The sequence below is a fragment of the Pantoea sp. Mhis genome, from assembly GCF_009830015.1.
Window position 1 is genome coordinate 63,441 of sequence record NZ_SZZX01000005.1, and the last position, 26,161, is coordinate 89,601.

Here is a 26,161-nt window from a genome sequence, read left to right on the forward strand (position 1 = left end):
TGAGGTCATATTATGGCGAAACTGCATGATTTTTATAAAAAAGAAGTAATCCATAAGCTCATGATCCATTTTGGATATAGTTCTATCATGCAAGTTCCTTGGATTAATAAGATCACTTTGAACATGGGTATTGGTGAAGCAACGTCTGATAAAAAATTACTAGAAAATGCAGTAGCTAATTTAACTGCAATTTCTGGTCAAAAACCGTTAATTACTAAAGCTCGTAAATCTGTTGCAGGATTTAAAATTCGTCAAGGTTATCCAATTGGTTGTAAAGTAACTTTACGTGGAGAACGTATGTGGGAATTTTTTGAGCGTTTAATTATTATTGCTATTCCGCGTATTCGTGATTTTCGAGGTCTTTCTAAACAATCTTTTGATGGTGCAGGTAACTACAGTATGGGTATTCGTGAGCAGATTATCTTTCCAGAAATTGATTATGATAAAATCGATCGTATTCGTGGCTTAGATGTTACTATTACTACTACTGCAAAATCTGATGAGGAAGGTCGTGTTCTCCTGGCTGCCTTTAACTTCCCGTTTCGTAACTAAGGTTAAGTAGAACATTTAATGACTAAAAAATCTATAAAAGTTCGTGAAATTAAACGAATGAAATTATCAGTTAAATTTTTTGAAAAACGCGTTGAATTAAAATCTATAATTGCTGATGTAAATACATCGGATAAAGATCGTTGGAATGCAATTCTTAAGTTGCAGCTTCTACCACGTGATTCTAGTCCTTCACGACAACGTAATAGATGTCGTCAGACAGGTAGACCACATGGATTTTTAAGAAAGTTTGGATTAAGTCGAATTAAAGTTCGTGAAGCGGCCATGCGTGGAGAAATTCCAGGTTTAAGAAAAGCTAGTTGGTAGATAATTTTCGTAATTTAAATTAATGGAGTATTACAGATGAGTATGCAAGATCCGATTGCAGATATGTTGACTAATATCCGTAATGGTCAAATTGCGAATAAAATTAGCGTGTCTATGCCTTCTTCTAAATTAAAAGTTGCCATTGCTAATTTATTAAAAGAAGAAGGTTATATTCAAGATTTTATGATTAAAGATAAAATTAAACCAAAACTAGAGTTAACTCTCAAATACTTTCAAGGTAAAGCTGTTATAGAAACTATTAAACGTGTCAGTAAGCCTGGTTTGCGTATTTATAAAAAGAAACATGAATTACCAGAAATTATGGCAGGTTTAGGTATTGCAGTAATTTCTACTTCTAAGGGGATTATGACTGATCGTGCTGCACGTTTAGTGGGGCTAGGTGGCGAAGTTATATGCTACATAGCATAATCGGAGAATTATAAAATGTCTCGTCTTGCAAAAATTCCTGTTATTGTGCCTGTCGATGTAGAAGTTAAAATTAATGGTCAGGAAATTTTAATACAAGGAAAGAATGGAATTTTAAAAAAAATTATTAACAGCGCTATAGAAATTAAATATACAGATAATTATTTAGTTTTTTTATCTCGTGAAGGTTATATAGATGCTAAAGCACAAGCAGGTACTGCTCGTTCTTTAGTTTATGGTATGATTATTGGAGTAACTGAGGGTTTTGTTAAAAAACTTCAACTTATTGGTGTAGGTTATCGTGCTTTTATTAAGGATGATAACTCTGTAAATTTGTTACTTGGATTCTCTCATCCTATTAATTATAAATTACCTGCCAATATTATTGCGGAGTGTCCAACTCAAACTGAAATCATATTAAGAGGAGCTGACAAGCAGTTAGTTGGCCAAGTTGCAGCTGATTTGCGTGCTTATAGGCCTCCTGAGCCTTATAAAGGCAAAGGTATTCGTTATCTTGATGAAATTATACGTACTAAAGAAACTAAAAAGAAGTGAAAAAATAAGATAACTATGGAAAAAAAATCTGCTCGTATACGTCGTGCAACTCGTGCACGAATCAAAATTAAAACTCTTGGCGCTATTCGTCTATTAGTACATCGTACTTCGCGTCATATTTATGCACAGGTAATTTCACCAAAATCTTCAGAAGTGATTGTTGCAGCTTCTACTGTAGAAAAATTGATATCTCAACAGCTAGCATATACGGGTAATAAAGAAGCTGCATCACTTGTAGGTAAAGTTATAGCTGAACGTGCTATTGAACAAGGTATTAAAGATGTTGCTTTTGACCGTTCTGGATTTCAGTATCATGGTCGTGTTAAGGAACTAGCAAATGCAGCTCGTAAAGCCGGTCTTCATTTTTAGAGCAAAGAGGTAGGTATACGATGATACAACATATAGAAAAACAAGCTGGCGATTTGCAAGAAAAATTAATTGCTGTAAACCGTGTTTCCAAAACTGTAAAAGGTGGACGTGTTTTTTCTTTTACTGCATTGACTGTAGTGGGGGACGGTAATGGTCGCGTTGGTTTTGGTTACGGAAAAGCACGTGAAGTTCCATCTGCAATTCAAAAAGCAATGGAAAAAGCTCGTCGTAATATGATTACTGTGGTTTTAAGAAATAGTACTTTACAGCATCCAGTGAAAGGAGTTCGTACTGGTTCCCGTATATTTATGAAGCCTGCTTCAGAAGGTACTGGTATTATTGCTGGAGGCGCAATGCGTGCTGTACTTGAAGTAACAGGTGTTCATAATGTTCTAGCAAAGACTTATGGTTCCACCAATCCTATCAACGTAGTTCGTGCTACCATGGATGGTTTACAACGAATGAAATCTCCAGAAATGGTTGCCGCTAAACGTGGTAAGTCAGTTGAACAAATTTTAGGAAAGTCATTATGACTATGCTAAAAAAAATTAAAATTACTCAGATTCGTAGCTCAATAGGTTGTTTGCCTAAACATAAAGCTACTTTAATCGGTTTAGGTCTTCGTGGTATTGGGCATACTATTGAACGTTACGACACACCTACAATACGTGGAATGATAAATAAAATTTCTTATATATTGAAAGTAGTAGAGGAATAAAAGATGCTTTTACGTTTAAATGCTCTACTGCCAGCTAAAAAATCTAAGTATTCTGCTAAGCGATTAGGACGTGGTATTAGTTCTGGATTAGGAAAAACAGGTGGTCGAGGTCATAAGGGACAAAAATCTCGTTCTGGTGGTAGTATACGCCGTGGATTTGAAGGTGGTCAAATGCCTTTATATAGGCGTTTACCTAAATTTGGTTTTACTTCTCGTAAGTCATTTGTAACACAAGAAGTTTATTTAAAAGATTTAAACAAAGTTAAATCTTCAATAATTAATCTTAAAACATTAAAAATGGCTAATATTGTTAGTATTAGAACTAAATATGTAAAAATAATTCTATCTGGTAACATTTCTTCGGCAGTTACAGTATTTGGTGTTCGTGCTAGTAAAGGAGCTCGTATTGCGATCGAAACTGCTGGTGGTAAAATTGAGGAATAGTAGATGGGAAAAATTTTATCAGGATCAGATTTTAAAAATGCTAAAAATGGAATTAATGAATTACAACGTAGATTATTATTTGTAATTGGTGCATTAATTGTTTTTCGTATTGGTTCTTTTATTCCAATTCCAGGTATCGATGCTACTATACTATCTAAATTATTAGAGCAACAACATGGCACTATCATTGAAATGTTCAACATGTTTTCTGGTGGTGCTCTTAGTCGTGCTTCTATTTTTGCACTGGGTATTATGCCGTATATTTCTGCTTCTATTATTGTTCAGTTATTGACAGTTATTCAACCAACATTATCAGAAATTAGGAAAGATGGTGAAATTGGTCGTCATAAAATTAATCAATACACTCGTTATGGAGCATTAATTTTAGCTATACTTCAATCCATAGGGATTGCTATAGGTTTACCCAATATGTCAGGAATGCACGATTTAGTTATTAAACCCGATTTTACCTTTTATTTTACTGCTGTCATAAGCTTAGTAACAGGAACAATGTTTCTAATTTGGTTGGGTGAGCAAATTAGTGAACGAGGTATTGGTAATGGTATTTCAATTATTATTTTTACTGGTATTGTTGCTGGATTACCAGCAGCCGTTGCTCATACTATAGAGCAAGCTCGGTTAGGAGATTTACATTTTTTCTTATTATTACTAGTTATATGTTTAGTATTTATAGTTACATTTTTTGTAATATTTATTGAGCGTGGTCAACGTCGTATTGTAGTTAATTATGCTAAGCATCCACAAGGACGTCGTATATATTCTGCACACAGTACACATTTACCATTGAAAGTCAATATGGCTGGAGTAATTCCAGCGATTTTTGCTTCTAGTATCATTATGTTTCCTGTCACCATAGCTTCTTGGTTCGGAGGTGGCACTGGTTGGAATTGGTTGATAACTATTACATTATATTTGCAACCAGGTCAACCCCTTTATGTATTACTTTATGCTACTGCAATTATATTTTTTTGTTTTTTTTACACAGCATTAGTGTTTAATCCTCGTGAAACAGCAGATAATTTAAAAAAATCAGGTGCATTTGTATCTGGTATTCGTCCTGGAGAACAAACAGCAAAATATATTAATAAAATTATGACAAGATTAACTTTAATTGGTGCATTGTATATTACTTTTATTTGTTTAATACCGGAATTTATGCGAAGTGCTATGAAAGTACCTTTTTATTTTGGTGGTACTTCCTTATTAATTGTAGTGGTCGTTATTATGGATTTAATGACTCAAGTACAAACCTTGATGATGTCTAGTAAATACGAATCAGTATTGAAAAAAGCTAATCTTAAGGGTTATGTTCGTTGATTTGATCAAAGTAACTTAAAATTTCGGAGGAAAAATGAAGGTACGTACTTCTGTAAAAAAATTATGTCGTAATTGTAAAATTATTCGCCGAGATGGTATTGTACGGGTGATTTGTAATGCTGATTCTAAGCATAAACAACGTCAAGGTTGATTTGTTATATATTTTCCTTGCAAAGTATTCTTGTTCAAGCTAAATTAACCGGCCGGTATTCTATTTATTAATGTGTTTTTATATGATTATCTTAAAACGGGCTTTTGGTATAATAATGTATATTTATTTTTTATATGATAGGAGTGTATAGTGGCCCGTATAGCAGGCATTAATATTCCAGATCAAAAACATACTGTTATTGCATTAACTTCAATTTTTGGTATTGGCAAAACTAGTTCTAAAAATATCTGTACTGATATAGGTATTCCTGAAGACCTTAAGATAAGGGACCTATCTGAAGTTCAAATTGAGCATTTACGCATAGCGGTTAGCAAATTTATTATTGAAGGTGATTTACGCCGAAAAATAACTTTAAGCATTAAACGCTTAACAGATTTAGGCTGTTATCGTGGTTTACGACATCGGCGTGGTTTACCGGTACGTGGTCAACGTACAAAAACTAATGCACGTACCCGAAAGGGTCCACGTAAACCGATAAAAAAATAATCGGGAGGATGAGAAATAATAATGACAAAAACGCTAATTCGTGCACGTAAACGTGCGAAAAAACAAATTATAGATGCTGTAGCCCATATTCATGCTTCGTTTAATAACACTATTGTTACTATTACTGATCGTCAAGGTAATACATTAGGTTGGGCAACTGCTGGTGGTTCGGGTTTTCGTGGCTCACGAAAGGCTACACCATTTGCAGCCCAGGTTGCTGCGGAGCGTTGTACAGAAGCTGTAAAAGATTATGGAATTAAAAATCTAGAAGTTATGGTTAAAGGTCCTGGTCCTGGTCGTGAATCTACTATTCGTGCTTTAAATGCTGCTGGTTTTCGAATTACTAATATTACAGACGTGACTCCGATCCCTCATAATGGTTGTCGTCCACCTAAAAAGCGTCGTGTATAACATCAGTTTTCTACGAATAGTTGGAGAAAAAAAATGGCAAGATATTTGGGCCCTAAGCTTAAGCTTAGTCGCCGTGAAGGCACTGATTTATTTCTTAAATCTGGTGTACGTACGATAGACTCTAAGTGTAAAATTGAACAAGCGCCTGGTCAGCATGGTGCTCGTAAACCTCGGTTGTCCGATTATGGCGGACAATTACGTGAAAAACAAAAAGTACGACGTATGTATGGTATACTGGAACGTCAATTTCGAAACTATTATAAAAAAGCAGCACGTTTAAAAGGTAATACAGGTGAAAATTTATTATCATTACTAGAAAGTAGATTAGATAATGTTGTTTATCGCATGGGGTTCAGCACTACTCGAGCAGAAGCGCGCCAATTAGTGAGTCATAAGGCCATATTAGTAAATGATCGGATAGTTAATATTGCTTCTTATCAAGTAGTTCCTAACGATATTATAAGTATTCATATAAAAGCTAAAAACCAATCTCGTATTAAAGCAGCATTGGAAATAGCTGAACAACGTGAGAAACCAATTTGGTTAGAGGTTGATGAAATCAAGATGAGAGGTATGTTCAAGTATACTCCTGAACGCATTTCTTTATCTTCCGATATTAATGAGCACTTGATAGTAGAACTTTATTCTAAATAAAGTTTATTCTCCAAGAGAGGACATGAAGACACAATGCAGAGTTCTGTAACAGATTTTCTGAAACCACGTTTGGTAGATATTGAGCAAATAAGTCCAACACATGCCAAAGTCACCCTTGAACCATTAGAGCGTGGGTTTGGTCATACTCTGGGTAACGCACTACGTCGTATTTTATTATCTTCCATGCCTGGTTATGCAGTGACTGAAGTTGAAATTGACGGTGTACTGCATGAGTATGCTACTAAAGAAGGTGTACAAGAAGATATTCTTGAAATTTTACTCAATTTAAAAGGGTTAGCAATAAAAGTACAAAGCAAAAATGAAGTTATACTGATTTTAAGTAAATTTGGAATTGGTCCTGTAATTGCAGCAGATATTATGCATAATAGTGATGTTGAGATTGTTAAGCCTGAACATATTATTTGCCATCTTACAGATAAAAATGCATCTATTAACATGCGTATTAAAGTTCAACGAGGTCGTGGTTATGTTCCAGCTTCTACTCGTATTCGTTCAATCGAAGATCAACGTCCAATTGGTTGTCTTTTAGTTGATGCTTGTTATAGTCCTGTAGATCGTATTGCTTATAATGTTGAAGCAGCACGTGTAGAACAGAGCACTGATTTAGATAAACTAATTATTGAAATGGAAACTAATGGAACTATTGAACCAGAAGAAGCTATTCGGCGTGCTGCGACTATATTAGTGGAACAACTAGAAGCTTTTGTTGATTTGCGTGATGTACGTCAGCCAGAAATAAAAGAAGAGAAGCCTGGTTTCGATCCTATATTACTACGTCCTGTTGATGATTTAGAATTAACTGTTCGATCTGCTAATTGTCTTAAAGCAGAAGCTATACATTACATTGGTGATTTAGTGCAACGTACAGAAGTTGAATTACTGAAAACTCCTAATTTAGGTAAAAAATCTCTTACTGAAATTAAAGATGTACTTGCATCACGTGGTCTATCTTTGGGTATGCGTTTAGAAAATTGGCCACCCATAAGTATTTCTGAGGAATGAGGACAATGTGGATTAAAAGCTAAGTAAAAAGGATAAGTTTATGCGGCATCGTAAGAAAGGTCGTCAATTAAATCGTAATAGTAAGCATCGTCAATTTATGTTCCGTAACATGGTTAATTCTATCGTTCAACATGAAATTATTAAAACAACGATACCAAAAGCTAAAGAGTTACGTCGTATAATTGAGCCATTAATTACTATCGCTAAAAATAACAATGTATCTAATCAGCGTATAGTATTTTCACGTATTCGTGATAATAAAGTAGTATCAAAATTATTTAATGAATTAGGTCCACGTTTTTTAAAACGTACAGGAGGTTATACTCGTATTATAAAATGTGGTTTTCGTTCTGGTGATAATGCTCCCATGGCATATATTGAATTAGTTGATCGTTTGAATGAAAACAAAAATTAATTATAAAGCAGCTTAAATAATTAAGTTAGTACAGTACCTATCGTTAACCAATCACAACGAGAATTTAACAATTCTTCTGCTGACATTATTTTTTTATTTGGAGGTTGTAATGTTATTAAATTAAGTATATCCATGTTAGTACCAACTTTAATACCATTCTTATCAGCATCAAGAATTATGCCTGGTTGTATTTTGTTTTGAAGTTTAGAATAAGGTACTACAGTTGCTTTCCAGACCTTCAATAATTGATTATTTATCATAAAGTAACTACCTGGCCATGGATTAAAAGCTCGTATGCAACGTTCTAGTTCTACAGCTGAACATGACCAGTTAAGACGAGCTTCTGTTTTGGTTATTTTGCTAGCATATGTTGCAGATAATTCATTTTGAACTTTTAATTGAACTGTTTTATTATTGAGTAAATTATCTAGCGTGGATAACATACATTCTATGCCAAGTAGGGATAATTTATTATACATTGAAGCTGTAGTATCGTTTATAGTAATTGGACAAATTTTTTGGTATAATATATTGCCAGCATCTAGATTTGAATCCATTTGAATAACGGTTATACCGGTTTCAGTATCACCTGCACATATTGCACGTTGAATTGGTGCTGCTCCTCGCCATCTGGGTAATAACGATCCATGTATGTTAATACAACCTAATTTTGGTATACATAATACTTCTTTAGGTAAAATTATTCCATATGCGACCACAACCATTATATCTATTTGTAAAGATGCTAAAATTTTATGAATACGCACTTCTTTTAATGAAGTGGGTTGGAAAATTGGAATATTATACTTTTGTGCTGTAATTTTTACAGGATTTAATTTAATTTTATGACCTCGTCCTGCAGGACGATCTGGCTGAGTTATCACGCCTACAACTTGATACTTAGAATTAAGTAATAGAGCTTCTAAATGATTAGCTGCAAATATTGGAGTTCCGGCAAATATAATTCTTAATGATACAGACACGGTTATTAACTTTTTTTTAGTTTAATAATATTAAAATGATTAACATATTATATTCTGCTTGAGTAATTTTTTAAGTTTATTGCGAATGCGTTGGCGCTTTAGAGGTGATAAATAATCTATAAATAACTTACCATTAAGATGATCAATTTCATGTTGAATACAAATTGATAATAAATTATTAGTTTCAAATTCAACAATTTTTCCGTCAAGATTTTGCGCATAAACTTTGATCCATTCAGTACGCGGTACAAATGCACGTTGTTCAGGAATTGAGAGACACCCTTCTTCAATACTAATTTCTCCACTTTTTTTTTGCATTTCTGGATTAATTAATACCATTTGCTTATCTGCAATATCAATGACAATAATACGTTGATGAATATCAACTTGAGTTGCTGCTAAACCAATACCATTTTGATGGTACATGGTTTCAAACATATTATTAACAATATGACGTATATCATCATTGATCGTAATAACTGGTGACGCTATTTTGCGTAATCTATTATCTGGAAAATGTAATATTTTTAAAACTGACATAAAAATCCAATTTGTATAGTTATTCAAAATATTTTTAAAAATACAATTATGTATTATATTTAATAATCAATTAGTAAAATTATTGTTTTAATAAAAACTGATTAAAATATTCTAAATATTTTAGTATCTTAACAGTAGATACTATCTATATATACATAATGGAATTATTGTATTTTATAAATTTCAAAAAAGATAATTATTATAATTTTTATTTAAATTTGCAAGACATTAACCATTATTATATTACATTAAAAGTTAAAAACTTAATATTACTTTTGTAAAAAATACTATGATATCTCAAGATATAATTATCAATTTATTTAGTCTAATAGAAAGCTATATAAAAAAACAATAAGATATTTTTATATACAAATACTCATAATTTCATTGATTATATATATACTTATACAATTATAGAATTGTATGTTGTACATTATATAGATTAAATATCTATTAGATATATGTGTATTTAAAACAACAATAATTTTATTTAAAATAAATATTTATTAACAATATGCGTAAAATGCTTATTTACATTAAATCTATAATTTAATTAATTAAATTAATACTATTGAATATTTAATAATATATCTAATTAGGGTAAATTTCTATGAAACTAAATCCTTATTTATTTGGAACTATTAATTTTTGTGTTAACGAGTTACATCAACAAAAAGTTATTGCTTATCCTACAGAAGCAGTTTTTGCTTTAGGATGTGACCCTAATAGTAAAATAGCAGTAAAGAATTTACTATCTATAAAACAACGTTCAATAAAAAAAGGTTTTATTTTAATTGCTTCTAATTATACACAATTAGAACCATATATTGCGAAAGATAAGCTTACTGTATTTCAACTTGAACGTATGTTTTCTAGTTGGCCTGGACCAATAACTTATCTAGTCCCTGCAGCACCACACATACCTTTATGGTTTACTGGCGCTTTTAAGTCACTAGCAATTCGTGTTAGTAATCATCCCATTGTACAGAATCTATGTAATAATTTTGGTAAGCCGCTAATTACGACAAGTGCTAATTTATCCGGTCAACCACCTTGCCGTAAATTAGCAGATATAAAAAAACAATTTGGGTCAAAATTTCCAGTATTAAATGGTGAAACAGGAGGTTATTTAAACCCTTCTGAAATTCGTGATATTATCACTGGAGAAATTATACGTCATGGTTAACTTATGAAATATTTTGCAGTATTTGGAAATCCAATTAAACATAGTAAATCTCCTATAATTCATAGTTTATTTTCTAAGCAAACTGGTATTAAATACGATTATAATCGTATATGTGCACCAATTAATTCTTTTTCAGAAGTTCTTAAAAAATTTTTTTTAGATGGAGGTAACGGTGCTAATATAACATTACCTTTTAAAGAGCAAGCTTGGACATTTGCTGATGAACTTAGCGATCGTGCCTTTTTATCAGGATCAGTTAATACTTTATTGAAAAGCACATATGGTAAAATTTTTGGTGATAATACCGATGGTATTGGATTAATAAGTGATTTAAAACGCTTAATGATGATTCACTCTAATGATCATATTTTATTAATAGGAGCAGGTGGTGCAGCACGTGCTGTGATTTTATCGTTACTTTCATTTGGATGTTCTGTAGTCATTGTTAATCGAACTGTTGAACGAGCTATATATTTAACAAAAATTTTTAAAAATCAAGGTAGTATTCAGTATACTAAATTTGAACTACTAGATGGTCAACATTTTGACCTTATTATTAATGCAACTTCTAGTGGCATATCAGGAAAAGTACCTCCTTTACCGACATCATTAATTTTTGATGAAGTTCGCTGTTATGACATGTTTTATCAGCAAGGGTTAACTCCTTTTTTACTTTGGTGTCAACAAAATCATGCACAAAGAAAAAATCTTGCAGATGGACTAGGTATGTTAGTAGAACAAGCAGCACACGCTTTTCAGTTATGGCATGGCATAATGCCAAAAACAACGATAATAATTAACCAATTACAAGAACTAATATAGCAGAAAATAATGTACCTGATTTTTAGATAAATGAGTATTTTCGATTTTTAACTAGTAGTAAAGTCATGATAAAATCATGAAGCAAAAAGAATTCTGCTAAATTATTCTTTACTTTTAAATATTTTGGTTAAACACTTATTTAATTTATTTATTAATATAGTGAATTGTAATAATGCATGTATATCATTATATTATTAGCTTCAAATAAAAAATTAATTATCATTTGTTAAATTATTTATGATAATTTAAAGCAACTAAAAATATACATAATATATTAAAATTTAAGTATTAAAGCTCTGTATCTAATAATAATAATCTAATTCAACTTTTGAATAATTAAAACTAACAGTAAACTTATGATTTAAATTGACAAGATAAAAATTTAAATATTTTATTAGAAATAAATCAATTAAGATTTTATTATTAAATGTTAACAATTAATACATGAATTAATTTATGAAGTAGTAAAGAACTTACTAAAATAAATAATTTTAAATTTTAAAAAATAGAAAATACAATAAAATCTAATCTTATCTTAATATAAGTAAAGTACTTATAATATACATTAAGAGGTAAATAAAGTTATGCCAATTAGGATTCCTGATGAATTACCAGCTGTTAACTTTTTACGTAATGAAAAATGTTTTTGTCATGACATCATCACGTGCTAATGTTCAGGAAATCCGCCCTTTAAAAATATTAATTCTTAATTTAATGCCTAAAAAAATTGCGGCTGAAAATCAATTATTACGTTTACTTTCTAATACTCCGTTACAAATTAACGTACAGCTATTACGTATTGATAATCATCATCCTAATAATACACCTATTGAACATTTAAATAATTTTTATTGTACTTTTAATGATATTGAATATCATAATTTTGATGGATTTATTATTACTGGAGCGCCACTTGGGCTTGTTGATTTTAAAGATGTAGAATATTGGGCACAAATTCAATATATTTTGCATTGGGCTAAAGAACATGTCACATCAACGTTATTTTTATGTTGGGCGATACAGGCAGCATTAAATATTTTATACGGAATTAAAAAAAATAAGGCATGATAAATTGTCAGGAATTTATAAACAGCACACTTTTTATCCATATGCTTTATTAACACGTGGTTTTGATGATTATTTTTTTGTGCCATATTCGCGTTATGCAGATTTTTCTTGTCAATTAATTTCTGATTATACAGATTTAGAAATTTTCGCTGGTTCAGAAAATACTGGTGCTTATCTAATTACAAGTAAAGATAAAAGATTAGTATTTGTTACTGGTCATCCTGAATATGATTCCTTCACATTATTACACGAATATCAAAGTGATTTCAATGTAGGATTGAATCCTAAGATTCCATATAATTATTTCCCATATGATAATCCTAAATTAACACCTCTTGCAACATGGCGTAGTCATGGAAATTTACTTATTTATAATTGGCTTAATTATTATTTATACCAAATTACACCATTTGATTTACGTTATATGACACCTAGCATTGATTTATATGATTAATCTTATATTTAAATAAAATTTAACATTATATAGTATGTAGGAAATACTATATAATTATTTAATAGTTCTAATTTGCATTATTTTGATATTATTAAGAGGAATTAATCGGTTTATAATCCATTATTATCTATTACTTATATAATAAAAAATTTTATGCATAAAAGATTAAATATAGATGTATATATATGGATAGATAATTAGGTTTTCTTTTAGTAAAGAAATAACCCTATATATAACTTTAACGCCAAGATTTATAACAATTAATTAATCCATTAGTTGAGCTATCATGATTTTCAGTATCGGAACTATTATTTAATTCTGATAAAATATGATTAGCTAATTCTTTTCCTAATTCTACTCCCCATTGATCAAAAGTAAAAATATTTAAAATTACACCTTGTGTAAAGATCTTGTGTTCATACATTGCAATTAATGCACCCAGATTAAATGGGTTGATTTTACGTAATAAAATAGAATTACTTGGCCGATTACCTTCGAAAACTCTAAAAGGAATAGTATGATGATCCATAAATTTATTAAATTGATGGTTGTCAGCACAAAATTCTTTTTCCACTAATTCACGTGATTTACCAAATGCTAAGGCTTGAGTTTGAGCGAAAAAATTAGACAATAATTTTATATGGTGATCAAATAATATATTATGATTGTTAGCTGGAGCAATAAAGTCGCATGGAACTAATTTAGTCCCTTGATGAAGTAATTGATAAAATGAATGTTGTCCATTAGTGCCAGGTTCTCCCCATATGATAGGACCAGTTTGATAATTTATAATTTTGCCATTGCGATCTATATATTTACCATTAGATTCCATATTACATTGTTGTAGATATGCTGGAAAATAATGCATATATTGATCGTATGGTAAAATAGCTTCAGTCTCTGTACCAAAAAAATTATTATACCATATCCCTATTAATGCTAATATTATTGGAATATTTTTATTCATCGCAGATGTACAAAAGTGTCTATCCATAGCATATGCACCATGTAGTAATTGCTTAAAGTTGTCATATCCAATAGATATCATAATTGATAAACCAACTGATGACCATAATGAATATCGACCACCTACCCAATCCCACATTCTAAATACATTGGTATTATCAATACCAAATTCATGGATAGCTTTAATATTAGTTGAAACTGCTGCAAAATGTTTTGTAATATATTTATAATTATTTGCAATTTTCATAAACCAATTACGTGCACTATAAGCATTAGTTATAGTTTCTTGTGTCGTAAAAGTTTTTGAAGATATAATAAAAAAAGTAGTTTCTTGATTGAGATTTTTTAATGTTTCTGTAATATGTGTGCTATCTATATTAGAAACAAAGTGTATATTAAGATGATTTTTATATGGACGTAATGCTTCTGTTACCATTAATGGTCCGAGGTTAGAACCACCGATTCCAATATTAACGATATCAGTAATTTTTTTACCAGTATAACCTTTCCAGTGACCGTTAATGATTTTTTCTGAAAAATCTTTCATTTTATCTAGAACATTGTTTACCTCCAACATAATGTTTTTTCCATCAATCAGAATAGGTCTATTGCTGCAATTGCGAAGAGCAATATGTAATACAGCACGATTTTCAGTTTTATTTATTTTTTTTCCATTAAACATACAGTCAATCGCATTTACTAGATCAGTTTCTTGAGCTAAATTTTGTAATTTATTTAATGTATCCTCTGTAATACGGTTTTTAGAGAAATCTACTAGAATTTCATTCTGAAAATTAATAGAAAATTTTTTAAAACGATCATCATCTTTATTAAATAAGTCTGCCATATGTATTAATTTTATTTGATTAAAATGTTGTTCTAGCACTTTCCAAGCCGTGGTTTGAGTTGGATTTATATTTTTCATACAATAGATGCTCATTTAAATAAAAAACTGTTGTATTTATATATACTAATATAATATATTATTATATTATAACTTTAATAAGTATAGATGTTGTAATATCTTACATTTTAATATATTTACATCTTTTAAGTCAAAATGAATTTTTAAATATAAATAATTCTTATTTATATAGTTAATTTTATTAATAAAATTAACTAGAGTCGAAACTTTAAAATCTACAATCATGTTATATAACATATTAATATCACAATAATTAATTAATATTTTATTAGGTATATAATCTATTTTTAAAATAAATACTAACAGCCATATTTTTATTAACATATGGATAAAATATATATTATAAAATATTCACTTTCTTTAGAAAAAATGATTTTTAGGTATTGACAGATAAATAGAATTTTGAGATTAAGAAAACTAATTTTTTTTATTCTGTTTTGTTCTCATGACAAATGCAAGAATATATTTAATATGAGGTCTGTTACATGTCTCAAACCTTAATTGTAGCTAAATTTGGTGGGACTAGCGTTGCTGATTTTGATTCCATGAACTGCAGTGCCGATATTCTTTTAGCTGATAAAAATGTACGTTTAATAGTACTTTCTGCATCTGCTGGAATAACAAATTTATTGATATCTCTTTCTGAAGGCCAAGAACAAGTACAACGTGATTATATGTTATCTGAGATTCGTCGTGTTCAATATGCTATCATTGAACGTCTTTTATCATCAAAAAATATTCAACATAAAATCGATAACATGTTAAATAATATAATTATGTTGTCTAACACAGCTGTGCTTACAAAATCTTGTGTTTTAACAGATGAATTAATTAGTCATGGCGAATTGATGTCAACAATGTTATTCGTGGAAATTTTACGTGAAAGGCAAATTAATGCTACATGGTTTGATGTACGCCAAGTAATGCGCACTACTGATCGGTTTGGGAATGCTGAACCAAACATTATTGAATTAAAAAGACAAGCAAATATATTGCTGCAACCTTTGCTACAAGAAACATTAGTAGTAACGCAAGGTTTTATTGGTATTGAAAGCAAAGGCCGTACGACTACTTTAGGTAGAGGAGGTAGCGATTATACAGCAGCTTTATTGGGAGAAGCACTTCAAGCTATACGTGTAGATATTTGGACAGACGTAGCTGGTATCTATACTACTGATCCACGCATTGTACCTGAAGCTAAACTTATTGAAGAAATGACCTTTAATGAGGCAGCAGAAATGGCAAATTTTGGTGCAAAAGTATTACATCCTGCAGCATTATTACCTGCAGTTCGCAGTGCAATCCCAGTTTTCGTTGGTTCAGGTAAGAACTTAAATTCTGGTGGTACGCGTGTATGTAATATCATTAAAAATCCTCCATTATTTCGTGCATTAACATTAAGACGTGGGCAAGTACTAGTTACACTTCATAGTCTTAATATGATGGATACACAAAGTTTTCTTGCAAGAATTTTTAATATATTAGCACAACATAATATTTCAGTTGATCTTATTACAACATGTGATATGAGCGTAGCTCTAACATTAGATGCTACATATTCGACTTGTAGTGGAAAAAAATTATTGAGTAAAGTTTTATTAAATGATCTTTCATTATTATGTCGTATTGAAATCGAAGAAAATTTAGCATTAGTTGCAATTATTGGTAATAATCTATCAAAAGCTTGTGGTGTTGGAAAAATAGTGTTTGATGCATTAGATTCATTTAATTTTCGGATGATTTGTTATGGTGCAAGTAATTATAATCTTTGTATTTTAGTTTCTACTGATAGTGCAGAAGAAGTAGTACGTTCTCTACATAAAAAATTATTCGGTTCTTAAGTATTTTTAAAATGTATATCTTTTAAAAATACTTATTTTAATATATAAGATAATTTATATATTAATTAATTTAATCATTTATTTAACAATATAAAACTAGTAATTTTATTATATTACTCAGGTAGCCAAAGATTAAAATACAATAAGTTTGTTCATTGGCTACTTAAGTGATATAAAATACAGTAAATTAATTTTACGATTTATAAATACTATCATTTTTATAATTTTATATAGACACGCATACCATCTAAAAACATTTGTGTTGCTAACATAATCAAAATTAAACCCATCAAACGCTCTAGTGCATTAATACCTTTATCTCCTAATATACGTAAAAATATACCTGATAATAAAAGAATTATAACTGTTACAACCCAAGCAATAAAAAGAGCATATATTAGATTATGCATTTGATGAGGATATTGATGAGATAGTAACATAAGAGTAGCTAATAATGAAGGACCAGCTACTAATGGAATAGCTAATGGTACTATAAATGGTTCGTCTCCTACTGGTAAATTATTGGTATTAGCTTTATTGGAAGGAAAAATCATGCTTATAGCAATCAAAAATAATATAACACCTCCAGAAGTTGATACAGTTTCTGTTCGTAAATTTAAAAAAGATAAAACATATTCTCCAGCATATAAAAATAACAACATTAAAATTAATGCTATGAACATTTCACGTATAAGTATTACACAACGTCGTTTAGCTTCTAAATGTTTTAAAATTGACATAAATATTGGTAAATTACCCAACGGATCCATAATTAAAATTAATAATATTGTTGCAGATATAGTTTCATTCATTTGTAGTCAATATCCTTTATTAGTTGTAATCTTAAAACTTAGCGTGATTGAATTAATCTTTTCAATAGATATCCGCTATTTTCATACAGTTGAAACTTGTGGAATAATTTGATTATTATGAATATAAATTCAACTGTTTTTATTACACCTCCTATAATTTTTTAGGGTATTTAAGATGGAAAAAACATGAAAAATGTAGGCTTTATCGGTTGGCGTGGCATGGTTGGTTCTGTACTAATGTCACGCATGAATGAAGAACATGATTTTGATAATATCAATCCTATTTTCTTTTCAACATCACAATTAGGACAAGTTGCTCCAAGTTTTGGTGGAAAATTATCAGGTACATTGCAAAATGCTTTTGATATTGATTTATTAACTGCTATGGATATAATCATCACATGTCATGGTGGGGATTATACAAGTAAAATTTATGAAAAATTACGTGCTACTGGATGGCAAGGTTATTGGATTGATGCTGCATCTACATTACGTATGAGAAATGATACAGTCATTATTCTTGATCCAGTTAACTACCATATTATTAAGCAAGCTCTTGATAAAGGAATAAAAACTTTTGTAGGTGGTAATTGTACAGTTAGTCTAATGTTAATGTCACTAGGCGGTTTATTTGCTTATGAGTTAATAGACTGGATATCAGTCGCTACTTATCAAGCAGCATCTGGTAGTGGTTCTCGTCATATGCGTGAATTGCTAATACAAATGGGTATGCTACATGCTAACGTAAAAACATTATTACAAGATTCAGCGTCAGCAATTTTAGATATTGAACGTAATCTTACGGACTTTACTCGTTCAGGAAATCTGCCAACTGATAATTTTGGTGTTCCATTAGCAGGCAATTTAATACCCTGGATAGATAAACAAATGAATAATGGTCAGAGTCGAGAAGAATGGAAAGGTCAAGCTGAAACAAATAAAATACTATCAACTGATAAAACCATATTAGTTGATGGGGTATGTGTACGCATAGGTACGTTACGTTGTCATAGCCAAGCATTTATGATAAAATTAAGAAAAAATATATCTCTAAATCAAATAAAAGAATTATTAGGTTTACACAATAAATGGGTCAAGATAGTGCCTAATGATCCTGAAATCACAATGCGTGAACTTACTCCGGCAGCTGTAACTGGTACATTAATCACTCCAGTTGGTCGTCTTCGTAAATTAAATATGGGTCCTAAGTATCTTTCTGCTTTTGCTGTTGGTGATCAATTATTGTGGGGAGCAGCTGAACCATTACGTCGTATGATAAAATTATTAATAAATTAATAATTATCTAGATTTATATTCTGATTAATATATAATATTATTGATTAAAAATAATATTGATAAATGATTATCAATAAATCATGTATATTAAAATATTATAAAAGAGATATGATGATCTATTGACGTTTATATAAACGATAAGATACTTGTCCAGCGATTTTTTCACGATAACAAATCCAATTTTGAGGTACTATTGGTATACCACTTTTTAATTCACTTTCAACATAAATAAGAGCGTTATCTGATAACCAATTTTTTTGTTCTAATAACTTTAAAGTTTGTACTAAAATTGCTTTATTATTAAAAGGTGGATCAACAAACACTACATCAAATGGTATACCTGGTTGCTTTAACCATTCTAGAGTATTGGTTTGAACTACATTACCTCTAGTAGTATTTAAGTTTTTTAAATTTTGTAATAATTGCTTTACTACAATATGTCTTAGTTCTAATAAGGTAACAGATTCAGCATAACGAGATAATGCTTCCATACCCAAAGCTCCACTGCCAGCAAAACAATCAAGACAGTGAGTTTTTTGAATATAAGGATTTAGCCAATTAAATAAGGTTTCTCGTATGCGATCAGTTGTTGGCCTTAGATGTTTTACATCTAACACTGGCAATTGATATTTTCGCCATTGACCACTAATTAAACGTACATACCCAGTATTATTATGATTATTACGATGGTAATGTTTTATCATCATTGATAATGCTATAAATATTAAAAATATATAAAAATTAACTGAAAATAAATAAAACCTTATTTGCTCTAATAGATTAAATCTAATTCATTAATGATCATATAATTAATTCTAACGAACTTTAATTTGTTACATAAAAATAGCATATATCAAAATCTTTTCTGATATATGCTTATATATTTACTTATAAAAATTTTGAAAGAAATATGATATATCAATCTAGAATTATAATTAACAATTCTATAAGAAAACCTAATCTTTAAAAAGATTGAATTATACCTCTATAATATTTAAATCATATATAAATGTAAAGACATTTAATAATAGAAATAAAAATGAAATATTAGTAATAAATACTATATTAATACTAATTTAAAACTATCAATAATTTATTATCGGAAGTTCTATGCCAATGATCGAGAAGAATTCTGATGAAAAAGGATTTTTTAGTCGTTTAAAACAAAGTTTAATCAAAACACGTGAAAATTTAGGAGTAAGTTTTGTCCATTTATTGTATGGAAAAAAAATAAATGATGATATATTTGAAGAATTAGAAAATCGATTATTAACCGCTGATGTAGGTGTAAAAACTACCCAATATATTATTTCTAAACTTATCCAACAAGCTAATTATAATCAGTTAAATGATGCAAAAGCTTTATATGATTTATTAAAAATTGAAATGATGACTATTTTAAATAAAGTTGATGTTCCTTTAAAAATTAAGAATAAAGTCCCATTTTTAATATTAATTATAGGTGTGAATGGAGCAGGTAAAACAACTACTATCGGTAAATTAGCATTCCAATATCAAAAAGAAGGTAAATCTGTTATTTTAGCTGCTGGAGATACTTTTCGAGCAGCTGCAGTAGAACAATTACAAACATGGGGCCAACGTAATAATATTTTGGTAGTTACACCTAAACATACTCGTATGGACTCTGCATCAGTGATTTTTGAAGCAATGCAAACTGCTAAGTTACATAGTACCGATATATTGATCGCTGATACAGCGGGTAGATTGCAAAATAAATTATATCTCATGGAAGAATTAAAAAAGATTGTCCGTGTAATAAAAAAATTAGATGTATATGCACCACATGAAATAATGCTCGTTCTTGATGCGACCACTGGACAAAATGCACTTAGTCAAGTTAAATTATTCCATGAAATAATAGGGTTAGATAGCATTACATTAACTAAATTAGACGGGACAGCAAAAGGAGGTATAATCTTTTCAATTGCCAATCAGTTTAGCATACCAATTCGCTATATTAGTATTGGTGAAGATATTGAGGATTTACGAAGATTTAAAGCTATTGATTTTATCAATGCGCTATTTATATAAAATTAATGACTAAGGTAGTTAATTAAGGAATTTAATTTAATTGATTAGATAAATATCTGATAATCAATTGATTATTAACATGTTAATAGCAACAATTATATATTCGTAACCTTATAATTCAATTATATATAATATTAATTATTTAACATAGTAATTAATATTAATATGTTATAATTATAAATGATATTTAATCATTCATGATGAATCATCTCATAATTATATTATGAAATATACAGAATAAATTAGCAAAATTACAATTTAAATAATTCATCATCAATTTGATGTAATCAATTTATCCAATCAACTAATTTAATTATATAGTAAAAGTTCAGAGTATAAATAAATGATAGGTTTTAGTTGAGCTATTTAATAATCCCTCGTAAAATAAGTTGGTACAATACTATATTTAGTAAACATAAGAGATATAGTATAAATGAACCAAGGTTATATTAATCCATCTTATTATTTATGATAATAGGGTTTATTGTATTTAATTTCTAAACTACTTACTTAAAGTAAGTAGTTTAGAAATTAAAATATAAATAATTAATAATTTACCGTATTATAAAATATATTTTAGTATTTTAAATATATAGTTAATAATGTAATAAAATATACAGTAATTTAGTCAAATTTGTGAGGATTTGAATGACTGAAGAAATGCAAACTTTAGCAATTGCTCCTATGGGTAACCTAGATGCTTACATCCGGGCTGCTAATAATTGGCCTATATTAACGGCACAAGAAGAAAAAGCACTAGCTGAGCGGCTGCATTACAAAGGTGATTTGGATGCAGCTAAAACGTTAATTCTATCTCACTTACGTTTTGTTGTTCATATTGCTCGTAATTATTCTGGATATGGTTTACCGCAAGCAGATTTAATACAGGAAGGAAATATAGGTTTAATGAAAGCAGTACGTCGTTTTAATCATGAAATTGGTGTACGTTTAGTATCTTTTGCAGTCCATTGGATTAAAGCTGAGATTCATGAATATGTCCTACGTAATTGGCGTATTGTTAAGGTAGCTACAACTAAAGCACAGCGTAAATTGTTTTTTAACTTACGTAAAACTAAAAAACGCTTAGGATGGTTTAATCAGGATGAAGTAGAAATGGTAGCTCGTGAATTAGGAGTTACTAGTAAAGATGTAAGAGAAATGGAATCTCGTATGGCTGCACAAGATATAATGTTTGATATATCTTCTGATGAAGAAGCTAGTGAAGGTAAAATAATAGCACCAGTGCTTTATCTTCAGGATAAAACTTCTAATTTTGCTGGAAGCATTGAAGAAGACAACTGGGATACACACGCTTCTGATAAACTTAATGATGCTATGTTAAGTCTTGATGAACGTAGTCGATATATTATTCAATCTCGTTGGTTAGATGATGAAAACAAAACTACTTTACAAGAATTAGCAAATAGATATGGGGTCTCTGCTGAACGAGTACGACAATTGGAGAAAAATGCCATGAAGAAACTTCGTATAGCAATTGAGGACTAATGTCAATATTAAAGATAAGCATGGTCAAAAATCGATTTATTTCAAATTTTAAGTTGTTAATTTGATCATGCTAGCTCGTTACTCTACCTATTTTAATATAATTAATAAAATAAATAAACATAAATATAGTAAATTTTATGTTTAAAATTTTAAATAAATCTGAAAGACGTCATATTTTTTGCTTGAAATATATAATATAAGAAACATATTAAATGTAATAGTATTATTTATATATAATAAAATTTATAATTTTTTATAAATTAATTATTTAATTTTATTTTATTAAATAATTAAATTAATCATATTTATTATTTGATTTTTAAATATCACTAGTTTTATATCCAAGATAATTATGTTAATAATATCTAATTAACTTAGTATTCAATATGATATCTTACATCTAATGTAAATAACTACATTTTTATTAAATTTAGTTGTTGAGTGAATGATATTTCAGTTCTAATTGTTCAAAATATATAACTAAAAGTTAGCAATAATTAGTAACGGTATGTTTATAGTATAAAATTGTATTTTTATTAATTTCTTATGTTCTAAATCTTAATTTTAAAATTAAATAGAAATTGTGTGTTTGTGATTATTTATATAAAAATTAAATTACATATTATAAATGATAAAATATAAGTATATTTGTTAAATTTTAAATGAATAATTTTTGTATTTCTTATAGAAAAATTAAAGTATATAACATTATATTAATTTTATTTTTATTAAATTAGTTATAAAAAATCCATTAAATTTCGAATAGTAATACATACATCAGGAGTTAAAAGTACTTCTAAAATTTGACATATTGTTCTAATGGCTTGTATATTATTATTATTATTAATATAACCTTCATTCTGAATTGTTAATAATAACATATTAAATAATGATTTATCAAAAAATTCTGGTGCATTTATGCTGCATAATGCACTAAAGTACTGCGCTAATATACGACTTTTAGTGTCTAAAGCAGATCGGTTGATATTAGGATCAACATTAAGAATATTAAAAATAATTGCAAGTCTTTGTAAGTTTTCAAGAATACTAGAAGCTAGTATTTTCAATGTAATATAACGATTTATATTGATTTTCAATTCATCATTTTTTATAAAAAAAAGATTTTGACGTACCATTTCTTTAGATAGCTTATTTACTATCAATGGAATCTCAGATTTATTCCAGGTTAAAAATAGCTCTTGTTTCAACATTGGATATATTAAATATATTTGCCGTAATAATTCATTTATGCTAATTGTACGATATTGTTGTACCATAGCAGCTATTAATGCTGGCATTACTAGCATATGATTAATGTTATTTCGATAATAAGTCATTAAAATAGCTTGTTTATGCGATAATCTGATTATATCACCAATATTATTATTTTTTTCAATTTTAAACTTATTCATGCTGATAGCATGCTTTAAAAGTAATTCAGCATCCATATCTACAGATGTAGAATTGGATGAATAGGGTACATTAATTAATAATTGGGTATAACATTTTAATTGTTCAATCAATTGTTGACGAGTGAGAGAATAATTAGTTGCACCAAGTAATGCAGTAGCACATAAACTTATGGCATTAGTTGCACCAGCTTCATTAATACGTATCATTAATTGATTGGCAATATCTGAGACAATAGTAGATATCCATCGTGGACGATAAGGTTTAGTATCGATACTAATCTCATGCCATGTTGGAATTTTTTTGTTTAAAAAATTAGTTAAGAATAATGGTTTACCAAAATTAACATATCCTTGACCAAGATTTCTTAACTTAAATAAACCGAGGATCATTTGGATAAGACCTTCTTTTTGTTTGTATCCTTCACGTAGTTCTTTAACATAACTGCTAACTTCTATTACATGTTCGTAACCAATATAAATAGGCACTAAGACAATAGAGTTTGCAGGATAACGCAATAGATTTTGTACGACCATTGATAAAATACCAGTCTTTATGTCTACTAATCTTCCAGTACGTGAACGACCACCTTCAATAAAGTATTGTATTGAATAACCTTTATTACATAATTCTTTAAAATATTCACGAAATATAGTAAAATACAGCTTGTCTTTTTTAAAAGTACGACGAATAAAAAAAGCTCCTAAACGACAAAAAATTGGACCTATAGGCCAAAAATTTAAATTTACACCGGCAATAATATATGGAGATACCAATCCTTGATTGTATAATACATAAGAAAGCAATAAATAGTCCATATGACTACGATGGCAAGGTATATAAATTATTTTATGTCCATATTGTGATAATTGACGTACTTGTGCGATACCATGAATATTTATACCTTGATAAAGTCTATTCCACATACATCTCATTATACGATCCACAATGCGTATTGTTTCGTATGAATAATTTGTAGTAATTTCTTTCATAATTTTAATAGCGTTTTTTTTTACTTTTCTATATGAAATTTTTTTATTTTTCACTTCATCATCTATTAATTTTTTAATTACTTTATACTTAATTAAATTGCTAAAAATTTTATGCCTTTTAGTTAAATTTGGTCCAATTGCTGCTAATTTTTGTAAATAGAACTGAATATATGTTAACTTTGCTAATTTATTTGCAATAAGCTTTCTGTTATCAGCACCATAACAATTTATTATTTGTTGTAGCGAAATTTTAGATGAAAAGTATATGAACGTATCACGACCATACCATAAAATAGAAAAAATATTTTTTATTATCTTTAATATATTAAAATGTGAGAGATATTTTCTTTTAATTTCATATTGTGGAGCACGACCAAACATAATTAAAATTGGTAATATCTGTATGTCAAATTGCGGATTTTTATTGTAAAAATCTAGATATTTATAAAATATTTTTATTGATATTGGATTTAATACAAAATGAGAGGATGTATATATATCATTACATATAGAAATATGTTGAGGCAAATATATACCATTAATTAATAACTTTGATAGTGGGTCTGGTAAGCCATATTTTAAACATTCTTTTCTTAAAGTTAACAGTTCCACTTTAGAATCATGAGGTAATATATATAATATAGGATGGTTTAGATCTATTTTATATTCTAAAATAGGATTAACTGGAATAACTTTACTTTTTATTAAAAAAGAAAGTAGAAAGTTCAATAATTTGACATTGAATTTAAAGCTATCTGACATAGATGAATTTAATCCTCTTTTATTTTTTGTTTTAAAACATTTAATAATAATCTCTATGTTATATAGATTATTATTAATTAATATACTAAAATCTAAATATAGATAGTTCTATTTATTATAATTATAATACACTATATTATTAATATAGTGGCAATTAACTATAATTATTAAGTTAAATACAAAAAATTAAGTTTATAAAATTTTAAATATTGGATAAATAGTAAGTAATATTTTTTATTAACATTCACGTAATTCTATATAAATTATCATAATGCTGATATTAAAGTTACATAAAATTTTTATTTCTTATAAAATAAGATACATATATATAAATATAAATTAATATTTGTTGATATTCCTTTTTTCTATTTTTCTTATGTGATGTTATTATAACAACTTTATTTACTTATTACTCTTTTAAAAAATATTAAACAATTAATGCTAAATTTACCAAAAGTTATGTTTATATTTTTTTACAAAAATCATTTGTTATTCAAAGATTGTGTCAATAACCATATAATTTTTATTATAGCGTTAATTTATAATATCCTACTCAATAATAATGCAGTTGTATTTATTTTATTGTAAATTTTGTGTAGGGTTAAGTCAATGTTACTAGTTACCATAATTAAGTAATAAAGATTAATTTTTTAGTTCTT

Annotated in this window: 26 protein-coding genes and 2 pseudogenes; 22 read left to right on the forward strand and 6 right to left on the reverse strand. The window is 28.7% G+C overall.

Translation table 11 applies throughout. The features are described 5' to 3' along the window. Nucleotides 1-12 precede the first annotated feature (12 nt). The 15 genes from rplE to rplQ all read left to right on the forward strand — a co-directional run bounded on the left by rplE (nt 13) and on the right by rplQ (nt 7,887). Entirely contained in the window at nt 13-552 is a 540-nt protein-coding gene (rplE, locus tag FD727_RS02720) for a 50S ribosomal protein L5 (protein WP_159938629.1), read from the forward strand. A gap of 18 nt (nt 553-570) precedes the next feature. Beyond that, nucleotides 571-876 carry a 30S ribosomal protein S14 gene (gene rpsN, locus FD727_RS02725; protein WP_159938630.1) on the forward strand — a complete coding sequence of 102 codons (306 nt, stop codon included), beginning with the start codon at nt 571-573 and terminating at the stop codon, nt 874-876. A gap of 36 nt (nt 877-912) precedes the next feature. Continuing rightward, entirely contained in the window at nt 913-1,305 is a 393-nt protein-coding gene (gene rpsH / locus FD727_RS02730; RefSeq protein ID WP_159938631.1) for a 30S ribosomal protein S8, read from the forward strand. Between the two features lie 15 nt (nt 1,306-1,320). Next, nucleotides 1,321-1,857, forward strand: coding sequence for a 50S ribosomal protein L6 (gene rplF, locus FD727_RS02735; RefSeq protein ID WP_159938632.1), 537 nt, complete (start codon nt 1,321-1,323; stop codon nt 1,855-1,857). 15 nt (nt 1,858-1,872) lie between these two features. Further along, entirely contained in the window at nt 1,873-2,226 is a 354-nt protein-coding gene (rplR, locus tag FD727_RS02740) for a 50S ribosomal protein L18 (RefSeq protein ID WP_159938633.1), read from the forward strand. A gap of 23 nt (nt 2,227-2,249) precedes the next feature. Beyond that, nucleotides 2,250-2,759 carry a 30S ribosomal protein S5 gene (rpsE, locus tag FD727_RS02745; protein WP_159938656.1) on the forward strand — a complete coding sequence of 170 codons (510 nt, stop codon included), beginning with the start codon at nt 2,250-2,252 and terminating at the stop codon, nt 2,757-2,759. A 2-nt stretch (nt 2,760-2,761) separates the two neighbouring features. Next, on the forward strand, nt 2,762-2,944 hold the full coding sequence (gene rpmD / locus FD727_RS02750; RefSeq protein WP_236393567.1) for a 50S ribosomal protein L30: 183 nt from the start codon (nt 2,762-2,764) through the stop codon (nt 2,942-2,944). A 3-nt stretch (nt 2,945-2,947) separates the two neighbouring features. Further along, nucleotides 2,948-3,388 carry a 50S ribosomal protein L15 gene (rplO, locus tag FD727_RS02755; RefSeq protein WP_159938635.1) on the forward strand — a complete coding sequence of 147 codons (441 nt, stop codon included), beginning with the start codon at nt 2,948-2,950 and terminating at the stop codon, nt 3,386-3,388. A 3-nt stretch (nt 3,389-3,391) separates the two neighbouring features. Then, a complete protein-coding gene (gene secY / locus FD727_RS02760) occupies nt 3,392-4,726 on the forward strand; it encodes a preprotein translocase subunit SecY (protein ID WP_159938636.1) in 1,335 nt (444 codons plus the stop codon). Nucleotides 4,727-4,760: 34 nt separating this feature from the next. Further along, nucleotides 4,761-4,877, forward strand: coding sequence for a 50S ribosomal protein L36 (rpmJ, locus tag FD727_RS02765; RefSeq protein WP_159938637.1), 117 nt, complete (start codon nt 4,761-4,763; stop codon nt 4,875-4,877). 150 nt (nt 4,878-5,027) lie between these two features. After that, nucleotides 5,028-5,384, forward strand: coding sequence for a 30S ribosomal protein S13 (gene rpsM / locus FD727_RS02770; protein ID WP_159938638.1), 357 nt, complete (start codon nt 5,028-5,030; stop codon nt 5,382-5,384). A 21-nt stretch (nt 5,385-5,405) separates the two neighbouring features. Then, nucleotides 5,406-5,795, forward strand: a complete 390-nt coding sequence (gene rpsK, locus FD727_RS02775; protein WP_159938639.1) for a 30S ribosomal protein S11 — start codon at nt 5,406-5,408, stop codon at nt 5,793-5,795. 33 nt (nt 5,796-5,828) lie between these two features. Continuing rightward, entirely contained in the window at nt 5,829-6,449 is a 621-nt protein-coding gene (gene rpsD / locus FD727_RS02780; protein WP_159938640.1) for a 30S ribosomal protein S4, read from the forward strand. A gap of 33 nt (nt 6,450-6,482) precedes the next feature. Next, nucleotides 6,483-7,472 carry a DNA-directed RNA polymerase subunit alpha gene (gene rpoA / locus FD727_RS02785; protein WP_159938641.1) on the forward strand — a complete coding sequence of 330 codons (990 nt, stop codon included), beginning with the start codon at nt 6,483-6,485 and terminating at the stop codon, nt 7,470-7,472. Between the two features lie 40 nt (nt 7,473-7,512). Beyond that, the gene (gene rplQ / locus FD727_RS02790; protein WP_159938642.1) at nt 7,513-7,887 is read left to right on the forward strand and encodes a 50S ribosomal protein L17; all 375 of its coding nucleotides are present in this window, start codon (nt 7,513-7,515) and stop codon (nt 7,885-7,887) included. A gap of 20 nt (nt 7,888-7,907) precedes the next feature. Here rplQ and fmt read toward each other — a convergent pair whose 3' ends face one another. Together fmt and def are read right to left on the reverse strand one after the other, a co-directional pair. Beyond that, nucleotides 7,908-8,870, reverse strand: a complete 963-nt coding sequence (gene fmt, locus FD727_RS02795; RefSeq protein WP_159938643.1) for a methionyl-tRNA formyltransferase — start codon at nt 8,868-8,870, stop codon at nt 7,908-7,910. A 39-nt stretch (nt 8,871-8,909) separates the two neighbouring features. Then, the gene (gene def / locus FD727_RS02800) at nt 8,910-9,410 is read right to left on the reverse strand and encodes a peptide deformylase (protein ID WP_159938644.1); all 501 of its coding nucleotides are present in this window, start codon (nt 9,408-9,410) and stop codon (nt 8,910-8,912) included. Nucleotides 9,411-10,020: 610 nt separating this feature from the next. Here def and FD727_RS02805 point away from each other — a divergent pair. The 3 genes and pseudogenes from FD727_RS02805 to metA all read left to right on the forward strand — a co-directional run bounded on the left by FD727_RS02805 (nt 10,021) and on the right by metA (nt 12,940). After that, complete coding sequence (locus FD727_RS02805) at nt 10,021-10,596, forward strand: Sua5/YciO/YrdC/YwlC family protein (RefSeq protein ID WP_159938645.1); 576 nt, start codon at nt 10,021-10,023, stop codon at nt 10,594-10,596. Nucleotides 10,597-10,599: 3 nt separating this feature from the next. Continuing rightward, nucleotides 10,600-11,418, forward strand: a complete 819-nt coding sequence (gene aroE / locus FD727_RS02810) for a shikimate dehydrogenase (protein ID WP_159938646.1) — start codon at nt 10,600-10,602, stop codon at nt 11,416-11,418. Nucleotides 11,419-12,002: 584 nt separating this feature from the next. After that, nucleotides 12,003-12,940 (forward strand): annotated as a pseudogene (gene metA, locus FD727_RS02815) (homoserine O-succinyltransferase). Nucleotides 12,941-13,178: 238 nt separating this feature from the next. On the opposite strand, the gene pgi reads toward metA, so the two are convergent. Then, entirely contained in the window at nt 13,179-14,831 is a 1,653-nt protein-coding gene (pgi, locus tag FD727_RS02820) for a glucose-6-phosphate isomerase (RefSeq protein ID WP_159938647.1), read from the reverse strand. Between the two features lie 485 nt (nt 14,832-15,316). Between pgi and lysC the strand changes: the two genes are divergently transcribed. Beyond that, nucleotides 15,317-16,672 carry a lysine-sensitive aspartokinase 3 gene (gene lysC / locus FD727_RS02825; RefSeq protein ID WP_159938648.1) on the forward strand — a complete coding sequence of 452 codons (1,356 nt, stop codon included), beginning with the start codon at nt 15,317-15,319 and terminating at the stop codon, nt 16,670-16,672. A gap of 218 nt (nt 16,673-16,890) precedes the next feature. On the opposite strand, the gene FD727_RS02830 is transcribed toward lysC, so the two are convergent. After that, nucleotides 16,891-17,484 carry a YhgN family NAAT transporter gene (locus FD727_RS02830; RefSeq protein ID WP_159938649.1) on the reverse strand — a complete coding sequence of 198 codons (594 nt, stop codon included), beginning with the start codon at nt 17,482-17,484 and terminating at the stop codon, nt 16,891-16,893. A gap of 186 nt (nt 17,485-17,670) precedes the next feature. On the opposite strand from FD727_RS02830, the gene asd reads away from it, so the two are divergent. Next, on the forward strand, nt 17,671-18,780 hold the full coding sequence (asd, locus tag FD727_RS02835) for an aspartate-semialdehyde dehydrogenase (RefSeq protein ID WP_159938650.1): 1,110 nt from the start codon (nt 17,671-17,673) through the stop codon (nt 18,778-18,780). A gap of 116 nt (nt 18,781-18,896) precedes the next feature. On the opposite strand, the gene rsmD is transcribed toward asd, so the two are convergent. Beyond that, nucleotides 18,897-19,484 carry a 16S rRNA (guanine(966)-N(2))-methyltransferase RsmD gene (rsmD, locus tag FD727_RS02840; protein ID WP_159938657.1) on the reverse strand — a complete coding sequence of 196 codons (588 nt, stop codon included), beginning with the start codon at nt 19,482-19,484 and terminating at the stop codon, nt 18,897-18,899. Nucleotides 19,485-19,920: 436 nt separating this feature from the next. Here rsmD and ftsY point away from each other — a divergent pair. Both ftsY and rpoH read left to right on the forward strand, forming a co-directional pair. Next, a pseudogene (ftsY, locus tag FD727_RS02845) lies at nt 19,921-20,832 on the forward strand (signal recognition particle-docking protein FtsY); the annotation flags it as partial. Between the two features lie 648 nt (nt 20,833-21,480). Further along, nucleotides 21,481-22,338 (forward strand): RNA polymerase sigma factor RpoH, encoded by an 858-nt coding sequence (gene rpoH, locus FD727_RS02850; protein ID WP_159938652.1) that lies wholly within the window; start codon nt 21,481-21,483, stop codon nt 22,336-22,338. Between the two features lie 737 nt (nt 22,339-23,075). Here rpoH and plsB read toward each other — a convergent pair. Next, complete coding sequence (gene plsB / locus FD727_RS02855) at nt 23,076-25,502, reverse strand: glycerol-3-phosphate 1-O-acyltransferase PlsB (RefSeq protein ID WP_159938653.1); 2,427 nt, start codon at nt 25,500-25,502, stop codon at nt 23,076-23,078. Between the last annotated feature and the right edge of the window lie 659 nt (nt 25,503-26,161).